At 38.9% G+C, this 14,251-nt stretch carries 10 protein-coding genes; 7 read left to right on the top strand and 3 right to left on the bottom strand.

The genetic code is table 11. From position 1 onward, the window contains the following. The first annotated feature begins 239 nt into the window (after nt 1–239). Both EYS08_RS14750 and EYS08_RS14745 read left to right on the top strand, forming a co-directional pair. On the top strand, nt 240–941 hold the full coding sequence (locus tag EYS08_RS14750) for a CoA transferase subunit A (protein ID WP_131030769.1): 702 nt from the start codon (nt 240–242) through the stop codon (nt 939–941). 64 nt (nt 942–1,005) lie between these two features. Continuing rightward, entirely contained in the window at nt 1,006–1,665 is a 660-nt protein-coding gene (locus tag EYS08_RS14745) for a CoA transferase subunit B (RefSeq protein WP_131030768.1), read from the top strand. 120 nt (nt 1,666–1,785) lie between these two features. On the opposite strand, the gene EYS08_RS14740 is transcribed toward EYS08_RS14745, so the two are convergent. Continuing rightward, complete coding sequence (locus EYS08_RS14740) at nt 1,786–2,430, bottom strand: uridine kinase family protein (protein ID WP_131030848.1); 645 nt, start codon at nt 2,428–2,430, stop codon at nt 1,786–1,788. A 2-nt stretch (nt 2,431–2,432) separates the two neighbouring features. Continuing rightward, complete coding sequence (locus EYS08_RS14735) at nt 2,433–3,956, bottom strand: muramidase family protein (RefSeq protein ID WP_131030767.1); 1,524 nt, start codon at nt 3,954–3,956, stop codon at nt 2,433–2,435. Between the two features lie 283 nt (nt 3,957–4,239). On the opposite strand from EYS08_RS14735, the gene EYS08_RS14730 reads away from it, so the two are divergent. From EYS08_RS14730 to EYS08_RS14710, 5 genes are all read left to right on the top strand, one after another. Beyond that, nucleotides 4,240–4,719 (top strand): Dps family protein, encoded by a 480-nt coding sequence (locus EYS08_RS14730; protein ID WP_131030766.1) that lies wholly within the window; start codon nt 4,240–4,242, stop codon nt 4,717–4,719. 105 nt (nt 4,720–4,824) lie between these two features. Further along, nucleotides 4,825–6,663 (top strand): UbiD family decarboxylase, encoded by a 1,839-nt coding sequence (locus EYS08_RS14725; RefSeq protein WP_131030765.1) that lies wholly within the window; start codon nt 4,825–4,827, stop codon nt 6,661–6,663. Nucleotides 6,664–6,737: 74 nt separating this feature from the next. After that, on the top strand, nt 6,738–9,143 hold the full coding sequence (locus EYS08_RS14720; protein ID WP_131030764.1) for a hypothetical protein: 2,406 nt from the start codon (nt 6,738–6,740) through the stop codon (nt 9,141–9,143). A 299-nt stretch (nt 9,144–9,442) separates the two neighbouring features. Beyond that, nucleotides 9,443–12,451 carry a SusC/RagA family TonB-linked outer membrane protein gene (locus tag EYS08_RS14715; RefSeq protein ID WP_131030763.1) on the top strand — a complete coding sequence of 1,003 codons (3,009 nt, stop codon included), beginning with the start codon at nt 9,443–9,445 and terminating at the stop codon, nt 12,449–12,451. Between the two features lie 25 nt (nt 12,452–12,476). Further along, nucleotides 12,477–13,874, top strand: a complete 1,398-nt coding sequence (locus EYS08_RS14710; protein WP_131030762.1) for a SusD/RagB family nutrient-binding outer membrane lipoprotein — start codon at nt 12,477–12,479, stop codon at nt 13,872–13,874. A gap of 113 nt (nt 13,875–13,987) precedes the next feature. On the opposite strand, the gene EYS08_RS14705 is transcribed toward EYS08_RS14710, so the two are convergent. Beyond that, a partial coding sequence (locus EYS08_RS14705; RefSeq protein WP_208745862.1) for an IS3 family transposase occupies nt 13,988–14,251 on the bottom strand: 264 nt, incomplete at its 5' end.

Here is a 14,251-nt window from a genome sequence, read left to right as displayed (position 1 = left end):
CGCAACACTTTTTGTGCTCAGCCGTACAGCTGAAAATAAAACCCATGCCTTTTTGAAATTCAGGATCGGTGGGTAATATGAATAAACTTTCTTCTCTCTCGTAAATCATTGCAGCACAAAGGTAATGGTTATTTAGATTAATTCCAATTAATTAATATTCCAGGAAGATTTATAAATTATAAATGCTACATTTTTGAAGGCAATTTGTAATTTAGCGAACTAACCAAAAAATTCATAAGATGATAAATAAAGTGGTATCTGGAGCTGAAGACGCTATCAAAGATATATCAGATGGTGCTACCCTCATGCTTGGTGGTTTCGGGCTTTGCGGTATTCCAGAAAATTGCATAAATGCTTTGGTAAACAAACAGGTGAAAAATTTAACCTGTATTTCTAATAATGCTGGTGTTGATGATTTTGGTATTGGTTTAATGCTGAAACAACGCCAGGTAAAAAAAATGATTTCTTCGTATGTAGGTGAAAATGCCGAATTTGAAAGGCAATTGCTGAGTGGCGAACTCGAAGTAGACCTTATTCCACAGGGCACTTTGGCTACGCGTTGTCTGGCTGCCGGATACGGTATGCCCGCAATTTTTACACCTGCAGGTGTAGGAACAGAAGTGGCAGAAGGCAAAGAAGTGCGCAATTTTGATGGCAAAGATTATTTAATGGAATATGCCTTTGATGCTGATTTCGCTATTGTTAAAGCTTGGAAAGGTGATACCGCTGGAAATTTAATATTCAGGTCTACCAGTCGTAATTTTAATCCTATAATGGCTATGGCAGGTAAAGTAACTATTGCCGAGGTAGAAGAATTGGTAGAGGCCGGTGAATTAGATCCAGATTATATCCATACGCCTGGTATTTATGTTCATCGGATTTTTCAAGGGAAAGATTATGAGAAAAGAATCGAGCAACGAACGTTGAGGAAGGTTCAATAATTCATTAGCTCATTGGTGGTTCATTCACTCATTCGAAATTCTTTCAATCAATCATTAAAAAAATATGTTTTCAAAAGAAGAAATCGCACAGCGTATTGCCAAAGAAATAAAAGACGGATACTATGTTAACCTTGGTATTGGCATACCTACTTTAGTCGCCAATTATATTCCAAAGGGAATTAATGTAGTGTTACAGTCTGAAAACGGTTTATTGGGTATGGGGCCATTTCCTTTCGAAGGAGAGGAAGATGCCGATTTAATTAACGCAGGGAAACAGACCATCACCACTTTGCCAGGCTCGTCTATTTTTGATTCGGCCATGAGTTTTGGGATGATCCGTGCACAAAAAGTAGACCTGACTATTCTGGGAGCCATGGAGGTATCAGAAAATGGTGATATTGCCAACTGGAAAATCCCAGGTAAAATGGTAAAGGGAATGGGAGGGGCTATGGACTTAGTAGCGTCAGCCAAAAATATCATTGTGGCGATGCAACATATCAACAAGGCTGGAGAAAGTAAATTACTGCCTAAATGCACTTTGCCTTTAACCGGTGTAAAATGCATCAAAAAAATTGTAACTGAATTGGCGGTTTTGGATATTCTGACTGAAGGTGGTTTTAAACTTTTGGAGCGTGCCCCAGGCGTAAGTATCGAATTTATACAACAATCTACGGCTGGAAGACTGGTAGTAGAAGGAGAGATTCCTGAAATGAGATTGGATTAATACGAAATATGGTTTGTGCAGCGTAAACCTTGATAAGCAGGGCTTCGACTCCGCTCAGCCTGACAAAACGTATTATCAAAAAAGAAGTCAAGTTTTATAAAAGCTTGACTTCTTTGAAGGTTATTGTATATCTACTAAAATGCTATTTCTTAAATCGTTAGAGATATCTTCTGTTATACCGATAATTTCTTCAGGCTCATTGGTATTATTCATTACTACCTTGTTGCACTGTTCGCGGTAGGGCAGCAGGTATTCTTTATAAGCTGGCACTACATGGTTGTGCCATTTGTACAATACATCATCTTCAGGGTAACCACGTTCCAAGCCATCGCGTTTAATACGGCGGTCTAAAGCAACCTCTTCATCTGCATCAACAAAGATGGTATGATCCAACAGTGCGGCAATTTCTTTAAAATGAAGGATGAAAAGCCCCTCGACAATAATGATAGGCGCCGATTTAATCTCCAAAATTTTGACAACGGCCAATGGATTATTGAAGTTGTATTCTTTTTTATAAACAACCTCGCCGCTCATTAATTGCTTAATATCTCTTAAAAACTGCTCGCTATCAATGGTAGAAGGGAGGTCGAAGTTGTATAACTTGTTTTCTTCCTGTGTCATCTCGCCCGCTGGGATATAATAGTCATCTTGCGATACGAGTGTTACTTCATCCTGTTTAAAATGATGGAGAAAGCAGTTTAAGAAAAATGTTTTACCCGATCCGCTACCACCGGCAATACCAATTATAAATGGCTTTTTGTTCAAACTCATTGAGCACTATATGTTAAATTGCAGAAAAAACGTTTGTCTAAAGCGCCCAATGAATCGGCTACAGCTTTAGTCATTACAATTATAACATCTTTTGTGGATTCGTTCTCCGTAAATTTACCAACAACTTTGGCAAAGGTAGTACGGTTGGTCATTGGGTTGGTAATCTTAATTACCCTGCCCACAGGTGCCGTACGGTGTAAAACCAGCATTTTGGTTCCGTCCAGATCATGGTCTGCAATCCAAACTGCAGTTCCTTTTTCTTCGATCTGACTTAAACCATATACACTAGGATCGCGGCGAAGTTTAGGATCTTTAACCATAGTACTATCTGGCTCATTTTCCTGTTCTTCTTTCGATAAATCATTTACCGATTTAGGTTGCGGTGGTTTAGGAATAATCAGCTTCTGATCAACTTTTATCGCGTTATCCTCCAGTTTATTTGCTGTTCTGATCTGGTAAGCAGTTAAATTATATTTTTTGGCAATGGTAAAAATGTTTTCTCCGGTAGCTACGGTATGAATAAAACTTTCTTCTTTTGCTGCTGGCGTTTCTTTAACTTTTGCTTCTGCCTGCTTTTCTTTCGGAACCTGAACATCTGTAATAATACCACCAGGCACTTTTAAAACCTGTCCAATAGTAATGGCGTTATCAGGCAAATCGTTCAGTTTTCTAATCTGGTAAGCGGTAATGCCGTATTGTTTGGCGATAGTGAAAATAGTTTCGTTCCTTAAAACAGTATGTGTTCCGGCAGCATCTGTAGATTTGTTCTCCTGTACTGGTTTTTCTTCAGCGGCAGATACTACTTTGTTCTCATCAATGTTTTTAGTTGCCGGAATTTTAAGCTTCTGGCCGATACGCAAGCTATTCCCAGAAAGGTTGTTGGCTTTTTTTACTTCTTCAACAGTAGTGCCGTACTTCTCTGCAATTTTTCCTAAAAACTCTTTAGGCGCAACAGTATGCTCAATCATGGTTTGATCTGCAGATGATGTATTGGCTTGAGGCGTTTCTGTATTATTTTTCGCTGGTGGTGTTACCGGAGTAGCTGTTGCAGTTTGTTCTCCGTTTTTAACAGGGATTTTTAATAGCTGACCGATGCTTAAATTATTGCTGCTAAGGTTGTTTAAAGCTTTAATCTCATTAATGGTTGTGCCGTATTTTTCGGCGAGCATGTTTAAGTTTTCTTTTGGCTTGATGGTATGCTCTATTATATTGCCAGTAGAAGCGCTTTGATTTTGCTTGCTGTTAGCTGATCCTGTTGCGGTAAAAGGAATGTTTGTTGGTACTTTAATGATTACCCCAACCTGAAGGTATTTGTTGTCATTAAAGGCCATAATCTCTTTAGGGGAAACATTATACCTTCTTCCTATTGAATAATAGGTGTCTTTTGCTACAGTTTGGTGAACGATCAGTTTTTTGCCTTTATTATTTTCTACACCGATAGAGTCTCTTGCTGTGTTGGCTTTGGTATTTGCAATGTTTAAGGCAAATAACACTACGGCAGATAAATATATTTTATGCATTTATTTTATGTAAATTTCTAAGTCAAAGGGAGCAATTATACGAATAATATTGTTAACCAGTCTATGTTCGGTTATTCGTTTTTAAGTAAAAATAAGATGACTTTAATATCTTGATACCGATATATCATTCATTAACAAATGTTTGTAAAATTGTTGTTCCCTGTAATATTGAATATTAAACGATCTAATAAATAACGTATTGTTCAAAAGACAAAATTGAGCAAAACTTTTATAAATTTGGGTTGTTACGTAGACATTAAAAACATCATAAATAATAAAAAAAATGGACGCTAAAGAAATAAGCTTAAACGAAAAAGAAGTTAAACCAGTTGTAGATCTTTTAAACGATTATTTGGCCAATTATCATATTCATTATCAAAAATTAAGAGGTTGCCACTGGAATATTAAAGGTCAGAACTTTTTTACTTTACATGTTAAGTTTGAAGAATTATATACCAATGCACAATTAACTATTGATGAGATAGCGGAGCGTGTATTAACCTTAGGTAAAGCACCGCATAGCCGTTTCGCCGATTATATAAAAGAATCTCAAATTAAAGAAATTGATACCATTGGTTTAAAAGATCTTGATATGGTTGATGCCATTTTAGATGATATGGCTGCATTGATCGAATTAGAACGAGAACTCTTAGAAGCTACAGATGCGGCCGGAGATGATGGTTCTAACGACATGGTTAACCGTTTTATGCAGTTTAAAGAGAAAAACACCTGGATGTTGCGCTCTTTCGCCGGAAAAAAGTAATACCAAAAATTTAGGTTAAAAGCCTTGTGTAAGTAGCTTTATTGTAAAATCTGCTTATATGAGGCTTTTTTGTTTCTGAGAAAATCTAATTATTTATCTTTGGGCATGGCATACAAAAGTTTAGCAGAATGTGTATCCGATCTTGAAAAGCACGGTCATTTAATCAGAATAAAAGAAGAAGTAGATCCCTATTTAGAAATGGCAGCCATCCATTTAAGGGTTTACGAAAAAAGAGGACCGGCACTATTATTCGAAAAAGTTAAAGGAAGTCCTTTCCCTGCAGTTTCTAATTTATTTGGAACCTTAGAAAGATCGAAGTTTATTTTTAGAGATACTTTACCAAAAGTACAGCAGTTAGTAGCCTTACGGAACGATCCCATAAAAGCATTAAAAAATCCGTTTAAATATGCGGGTTCTGCAATGTCGGCTTTATCGGCCTTGCCACTTAAAACACGTTCGGCAAAAAGCAAATTTTTAAAAACAAGTATTAGTCAGTTACCACAAATTGTAAATTGGCCTATGGATGGTGGCCCTTTTGTTACCATGCCACAGGTTTACACTGAAGATATAGATAAGCCAGGCGTTTTAAATGCAAACCTGGGTATGTATCGCATCCAATTGGGTGGGAACGATTATATTCAGGATCAGGAGATCGGGTTGCACTACCAGATTCATAGGGGGATTGGGGTACACCAATCGAAAGCCAATGCATTAGGCGAGCCCTTAAAGGTGAGCATTTTTGTCGGCGGCCCACCGTCACACCCTTTGGCTGCGGTGATGCCTTTACCAGAAGGCCTATCGGAAATGACCTTTGCAGGTGCATTGGGCGATAGGCGTTTCCGTTATTTTTATGATGATGAAGGTTTTTGCATCTCTGCAGATGCCGATTTTATTATTACCGGAACGGTTTATCCAAACGAAAATAAACCAGAAGGGCCTTTTGGCGATCATCTGGGTTATTACAGTTTAACGCATCCTTTTCCTTTGATGAAGGTGCACAATGTATATCATAAAAAGGATGCCATTTGGTCGTTTACGGTTGTTGGCCGACCGCCACAGGAGGATACCAGTTTTGGGGCTTTGATTCATGAAATTACAGGCTCGGCCATACCACAGGAAATTCATGGTTTAAAAGAAGTTCATGCGGTTGATGCGGCTGGCGTTCACCCTTTACTTTTTGCTATCGGTAGTGAACGTTATACTCCATATTTAAAAGCACGCAGACCTCAGGAAATTTTAACCATTGCCAATCACATCTTAGGGAAAAACCAATTGAGTTTGGCTAAATATCTGTTTATTGCAGCCAAAGAAGATGATCAGCAATTAAGCACGCACCATATTGAAACATTTCTTACCCATATTTTAGAACGGATCGATTTAACGAGGGATGTTCATTTTTATACCAATACTACAATTGATACGCTTGATTATAGCGGCGATGGATTAAACAGCGGATCGAAGGTCGTAATTGCAGCAGCAGGGGATAAGCAACGCGAACTTTGGAATAAGATTCCTGAAGGACTGAAACTGAGCGATGGATTTTATCAGCCGAAGATAGCCATTCCGGGAGTTCTGGTTTTAGAAAGCAACAAATATTTGAACCCGGAGAAAACAGCTGCAGAAATTGCCTTATTGAATATGGCTTTGATGGATCAGGATTTATCAGGTTTACCTTTAATTATATTGGCAGATGATGCAGTATTTACTGCTGCCAACATTGATAATCTGGTTTGGGTAACTTTTACAAGAAGCAATCCGGCAGCTGATATATATGGTATCAATGATTTAACCATCAATAAACATTGGGGATGTAAAGGCTCACTGATTATTGATGCAAGGAAAAAGCCCCACCACGCACCTGAATTGATTAAAGATGAGGCTATAGAAAAAAAACTTGATGTTTTAGTCCAAAAAGGCGGAAGTCTGCATGGAATAATTAGTTGAATAATTAAAATAAAAAACTGATTTTTAAGCATACAAACGCTATGCTTCCAACGTCCCGGTTAATTACTTTTTTATTGATGCTATTTTGTGTATCTGTAAAGGCGCAAGACCATAAACTCGATAGTGTGGCTACAAACCTGAATAATTATGGTTTAAGTACTGCTCATTCGGACCTCTTTGTACATTTTGATAAGAATGTGTATACCAATAACGATCAGGTTTGGTTTACCGCTTACCTGCTTAAAACGGTAACCGATATGAAACAATACCACACCCTTTATTTATCGCTGGTGAACAACAGAGATAGCAGCGTGGTGTACCAGGGAAAGTTTTTAATGGATAAGGGGTTTTGCTATGGTGCATTGAATCTCCCAGATTCGTTGCCGGGCGGGGCTTACCGCTTTGTAGCCAATACGAACATCACCTTAAACGGCAAGCCCGATGCTGAATTTATTCAGGCCGTTACTATTAAATCGACTACATTAAGCCCTCTAGTGGACCAGGTATCCATAATTAAGCCTTATGATGAACGTACAGGTAATGGTACCGTGTTATTGAAAATTTTATCAAGCGAAAACCGATTTGTAGAAGATGCTCAAATCAAATATCAGATTGGGCGCGATAAGCAGGTTTTAAAGTCGGCAGTAGCCAAAAGTAGTGTCATTGGAGAATTGATGATCGATTATCCTGCAGATAAAATTACAAAGGGAAACAACCTGCTAACCATAAGCATTAAGAAGGGAAATGATAACCGCTACGTTAAATTTGAGCTTCCGGTAAGGAATAGCCCAAAATACCAGGTAAATTTCTATCCGGAAAGTGGCTACCTGATTACTGATTTAATGAGCAAAGTGGGTTTTGAAATAAAAGATGGGACCGGGGCCGGTATAAAGGGTCGGGGAGTATTATACGAAAATGGTGTCGCAGTTGATACCATTGCCACCAGTTCGATGGGCATTGGCGCTTTCTATCTAATGCCAAAATCATTAAAACACTATACCGTAAAGTTACTGGCAAATGACCAGCAGGCTATGTCTTACCATTTACCACTCGCCCTAAAAAAAGGTGTGGCTTTGAGTATGCCATCGGCCATTGGTAATGACGAACTTAAAACACAGCTCGAAGCTAATGTTAATGCTAACGTGCATGTGCTGGTACATAATTTTACGAATATCTTTTTACAGACCACCTTGGCTTTAAAAGCTGGTAAAATGCAAAGCATCAGGTTTAATTTAGATTCTGTCCCGGTTGGATTGCACACTATAACCGTTTTAGATAGTAACTACAAACCCCTAGCGGAAAGGATCTTTTTTGCGCATTATGACAGGATTAACCAGATTAATGTTGAACCTGATAAAAGCGAATATCAAACACGCGGACAGGTAAACCTAAAACTTAAAATAACTGACAAGGAGCATAAACCTGTAAGCGGGCTGGTTTCGATTGCCTGTGTGCGGGCAAACCGGATATTGCTGTCTAATAATAACACCATTGTTGATGCCTATTACTTAAACAATAACCTGACCGATTTCGCAAACAATAGTTTTGGACTGAAATATGCAGATAAAAACTATTTAAACGATGTACTTTTGGTAAAGGGATGGCGGAAGTATAAATGGCCCGAAGTAGAATTGGGCAAGCACGAAATTGTTAACGTACTTTCAAGTCTGGAGTATAGCGGAAATATAACCCGGAAAAAGAAGCCTTTAACAGTTCCTATGAGTTTAAGCATCATTGCCGGTACTAACATAAATTTTTTAAGTACCGATAGCAGCGGTAAGTTTAGTATCCCTTTCGCAAATCTGCTCACCAAAGAAGCCAAGCCCAATGTATGGTTAAGTATGGTTACCGCCAAACATGAAAACTACGAGCTAAAGATTAACGAGCCACAAAAAGATGTTAAAACTTACTTGGGTTTGCAGGATTTTGTACAGCCGGTAAGTAAAACTGCCGGAGCTGATGAAAATACCCAAAGTATTACAACTGCAGCGGGCATTAAACTGAAAGATGTGGTAATTAACAGAACCAAAGATAACAGTAACAGTTTTGGCAGGAGAGGATATAACAGATGTGGCGATTATGTTTGCAAGTACAATATTTTAAATTGCCCGAACCATTTTGGCGATTTTGACAGCCATGTGCCTGTTAAAGGTAGGACCTATAGGGATGGCAGGGCAGGTGGTACAATTGTTTACCAGGGCTGCGCAGATGATGAACCTAAATCGAATCTGGTGATATTAAAAGGCATTAATCTGCCTAAAGAGTTTTACGTTTCTGATGTGTTGAACAAAAACGAACCCATTAACTTTGATACAGTTTATTGGAACTACCAGGTGCTTGTAAATGGCGAAACGCCTTTGAATTTCTATACAGGAGATATTACCGGAAAGTTTAAAATTATTGTACAGGGTGTAACTGATAATGGTGTGGTTTATGGCGAGCAGGAAATAACGGTAAAAAGCAGTAGGCAAGGGAAATAGTTGTAAGACAACACGCTTTATGCTATCGCTTAACCAACCGAAACCAGTGCTGAAAATCTGATTAGCGCGGACAAACAATCAGTTGGGGGCAGAAAGCCTAAACACCCAACAAATTACTTCAACATCGGCTCCATAGTTCGAAATTTTGTTTGATCGGTTAAACAAATCATAGTTTATTAATGTATTTACAACGATTGTAACATTTGTGTTAATTTCTGGGCAATACGTGTTAAAATCATCGTTCTATCTGGCTTCTTATAAACCTAATTTTGGTCATACTACTAACTAAACTGAATACAATGACCAGATTAAAGATTACTTTGTTCATTTTGACTATGCTCTGTTGCATGCAGATTTATGGTCAAACGTCGCTGATTAGCGGCAAAATTACAGATGCATCGGGGCTACCAATCCCAGGTATATCGGTAAAAGTTAAAGGAACCGCTGTTGGCACCTCTTCCGATGCGAAGGGGATTTTTTCAATTAAAAGTGCAAATCCGGCTATACTGGTTTTTAGTGGAATTGGTTATGCAACCAAAGAATTTGCTTATAACGGGCAAAGCAACATCACCATCACATTAAGTGAAGACCAGCAAAGCCTGAATGAGATTGTAGTGACTGCACTAGGTGTAAAGCGGGAAAAACGTAACCTCACCTACAGCTCGCAAGAGGTAAAAGGCGAGCAGTTGACCCAGACCAAAGAGCCTAATTTGGTAAATGCTCTTGCCGGTAAGGTTTCTGGTGTTCAGATTACAAGTTCTTCGGGCACTCCAGGCAGTTCATCCAGAATTGTGATCAGGGGAGCTAATTCCCTTTACGGAAACAACGAAGCTTTGATGGTAATTGATGGTATCCCGGTTAACAATGATGAAACTGGTAACCTCAACTCAGGTCCAGGCACCAACCGAATTGCCGATCTTGATCCTAATATTATTGAAAGTATTAATGTGTTAAAAGGTGGTGCAGCAACAGCGCTATATGGATCTGATGGCGCAAAAGGAGTAATTATTATTACTACAAAAGCCGGTAGCCTGAATAAAAAGCCTGGTATTAGCTTTTCTTCATCTTTTTCAATGGAGAAACCGCTGTTGCCAGAAATTCAGAATAAATATTCTCTTGGCTCAAATGGTGTATATTTTGATGGCGTGAATCAAAAAACAAGTACATCGTGGGGGGCAAGAATGGATACCTTAAAAATTAACGGCCAGCCCGCGCAGGTATATGATCAGTCTGATTTATTCTTTAAAACCGGAAAAACATATACCAACACAGTAGCTATAAATGGAGGTGGAGCTTACAATTCTTATTTTATATCGTATACCAATTTTGCGCAGGATGGAACGGTACCCACCACTTCTTTCGACAGGAATACCGTTTTTGGGAAATTCACCACACAAATTGTTAAGGATCTGAATGTTACTTTCTCCTTAAATTACGCCAATACCAAAAACCGTCGGCTACCTGAAGGTTATGCTTTGGAAAGTCCGGTGTGGACTATTTTTTCTGCCCCGGTTTCTTACGACCTGCAACCTTCGGTAAACACTGATGGAAGTCAGCGCTTATTCCGTTTCTCGCGCAATAATCCTTACTGGGTGTTAGATAATATCAGCAATACATCAGTTGTTAATCGTTTTCTGCCCACATTTACGGCCGATTATAAACCCTTAAGCTGGTTAACCATTACTGAACGTTTTGGTGCCGATGTTTATGTTGAGCAAGGTAAATACACAGAGTCTTTACTGTCGGTCTCTAATCCTAACGGAAGAATTGTAAATAACAATACCAATTTCAGGCAGTATAATAATGATTTGATACTGAACGCCAATAAAAGTTTTGGTGATTTTAATATCGAAGCCTTATTGGGTAACAACCTCATTTCAACTTATTCGCAAAATGGCTATGCCAATGGCTTAGGAATTACGATTCCAGGTTTTAATAATATCGGCTCTGCCTCGACGGTTAAGTTTACAGAAACCAGTTACCTTACACGGAAAATAGGCTTTTATCTGCAATCGAATATCGATTATAAAAAGTTTATTATCTTGTCATTAACCGGCAGATACGATGGCACTTCGGTACTGTCCAAAAACAACAGTTTTTATCCTTATGGCTCTGCTGCTACGAGTTTTATTTTCTCTAATTTCTTTTCTAATGGCCTTTCTGAGGTGATGAATTTTGGTAAGTTAAGGCTTTCTTATAGTACAGTAGGTAATGCAAGTATAGGGCCATATGGTTTACTTACTCCCTACGAATCGCAAACGGTAAGAAATACTACCTTTCCTTATCAGGGACAATCGGGTTTCTTAATCAGCCAGGTACTTAGCGATCCAAACCTGAAAAATGAGCGTATTAACGAGTTTGAAATTGGATTAGAAACCGGTTTCTTTAAAAACCGCTTAGGCATTGAGCTTACCTATTTTGATAAGCGAACTAAAAATGGCATCATTCCGTCGGTGGCTTTGGCACCATCTACAGGTTTTAACGCAACAAGTGTAAATTCTGCAGCTATGCGCAACCGCGGTATAGAGGTTTTGTTAAATGCGAAACCAGTTTCGACCCCGGATTTTAGCTGGGATTTAACGATAAACTACAGTAGAATCAGAAACAAAGTGCTTTCTATTTACAAAGACCTGAAACAGGTTGGCAATGGTTTCACCTTTATTTTTGTTAACCAGCCTTACGGTGTAATTTATGGTACCCGATATGCCAGAAATGCAGCAGGCCAATTGCTTACTGATGATGGAGGTCTTCCGTTTGCAGCCGATGAGCAAGGTATTATCGGAGATATTAATCCGGATTGGATGGGTGGTATTGTTAATAATTTCAAGTATAAACAGTTTACGCTTAGTTTCTCTTTTGATATGAAAAAGGGTGGCGACATTCAGAATAACGTAGATGGTTATGGCTATTTCTATGGTACACCTAAGGTTACCGAAGACCGCGGACCACGTATAGTTGAGGGTGTAAATGCCACAACAGGCTTGCCAAATGCGGTTTCAGCTACGGGACAAGCTTATTATCAACGTGCTAACGGTGTTCTCGAATCGGTAATTCAGGATGGAACCTATGTTAAATTGCGAAATGTAAGTCTGGGTTATAATGTTAAACCTGCCTGGTTACAAAAAACACCTTTCAAAACCATCGGATTTCAGGTAACCGGACGAAACCTTTGGATTTACGCGCCACACTTTACTGGTGGAGATCCGGAAGTAAGTTCATTTGGTTCATCAAATGGTTCACAAGGGATTTATTCGTTCTCAACGCCAACATCAAGATCTGTTGATTTTAGTTTGAAACTTACCTTATAAGCCTTAACAATTAGAAATAAATAACATGAAAAAGATATATTTTATTTTAGGCTTTGCCCTTATGGTGGCACTAGCCGGGTGCAAAAAATACCTGGATGTAAATGAAGATCCAAACAGACCTATTGATGTTAAAGAATCGCTCATGTTACCACCTATACAAATGCTGATTTCGCAGAATATCAATGCATCAGGCGACGGGAATTTAAGTGTGGTGTTGCAACAATATTTGCAGGTAATGGCCCTGAACCAGGTTGCACCAAATTTCGGTACCTATCTGATGTATAATATCGATATGGATGGCGACTGGAATAATGTGTACGTAAGAACATTAAACAACCTCAATTTATTAAAGGTTAAAGCTGTTGCCAATGGCAATTTTAATTACGGTGCCATTTCTAAAATTCTTACTGCTTATACTTTGGGCTATGCAACAGATGCCTGGGGTGATCTTCCTTACAGCCAGGCTTTTTTAGGGGTAACACAGCCAACCCCAGTGTATGATAGTCAGCAGCAGATTTATGTTCAGATCCAAGCTTTACTGGATGATGGAATAGCCGATATTGCAAAAAATGTCGGCCTTAAACCCGGAAGCGACGATTACATTTATGGGGGCGATATGGCAAAGTGGAAAAAATTGGCTTATACTTTAAAAGCACGTTATTACATGCACCTGAGTAAAGCACCTGGAAATACAGCTTCTGCGCAGGCACAGCTGGCTTTGACTGCACTAACTGATGGTATGCAAAGCAACGATGACGATGCTAAAATTGCTTTCAGTGGTGCAGCAGGAGCAGAAAATCCATGGCAGCAGAATTTTCTACCAGGCACTACATTTGTGCTTGCCAACACCTTTGTTGATGCTTTTACAACCAGAAACGATCCAAGATTAAGCAAAATGGTTAAACCCGCGAAACAAACTGGTTTATATACCGGCCGGCAAATTGGTTTAGACGAAATTGGAAGTCTGGAGGCTTACTCAATCCCTGCCGATTTTTACGCAGGTGCCAATGCCAATAATTACCTTGTAAATTACACCGAGGCATTATTCATAAAAGCCGAAGCCACGCTGGTAGTATCGGGTTTTGCTGCCGCACAACCTGTTTATCAGGATGGTATTAAACAGCACATGACCAAGGTAGGGGTGAGCACAGCAGATATGGATACCTACATTGCTTCGCGGGGGACACTTAGCAGTACAAATGCGCTCCGTTTAATTATGGAGGAAAAGTCGATTGCAAACTTTCTTAATGCTGAAAATTATACAGATTGGCGCCGTACCGGATTCCCGGCTTTAACCAAAGTTAAAAATGCACTCTCAGAAATTCCGAGAAGAGTACTTTACCCAAATACCGAAATTACAGCAAACCCACAACCGCAACAAAAGGCTAAAATTACCGACAGGTTATGGTGGGATGTTAATTAAATAAATGCTAGTTGGCTAATAATGTTGAGGATACCCGATTGGGTATCCTTTTTTTATTAAAAAAAGCGCCAGTTCAACTTGGTGTGACCCCAAAAAGTTGGACAGATTCAAAATTAAGTTTTTTGTACGAGAGCTCGGTATTCCACCGGGCTCTTTCCATTTAACCTGTTTTTTATTCTTTTATTGTTGTAGTAATGAATATATTCTTTTAACGAAGTGATAAATTCTTCTGCAGTTTCAAAGCTCTCTCTGTACAGCAATTCTGTCTTCATAATACCAAAAAAGCTTTCGGCCAAGGCGTTATCTAAGCAATTTCCTTTTCTGGACATGCTTTGGATAATTCCATTTTTTTCCAGAGCCTTTCTATATCCGTAATG

This window comes from Pedobacter kyonggii (assembly GCF_004310665.1).
GTDB lineage: Bacteria > Bacteroidota > Bacteroidia > Sphingobacteriales > Sphingobacteriaceae > Pedobacter > Pedobacter kyonggii.
The sequence above is the reverse complement of the archived record's forward strand: the minus strand, read 5'-3'. Positions and strand labels throughout refer to the sequence as shown.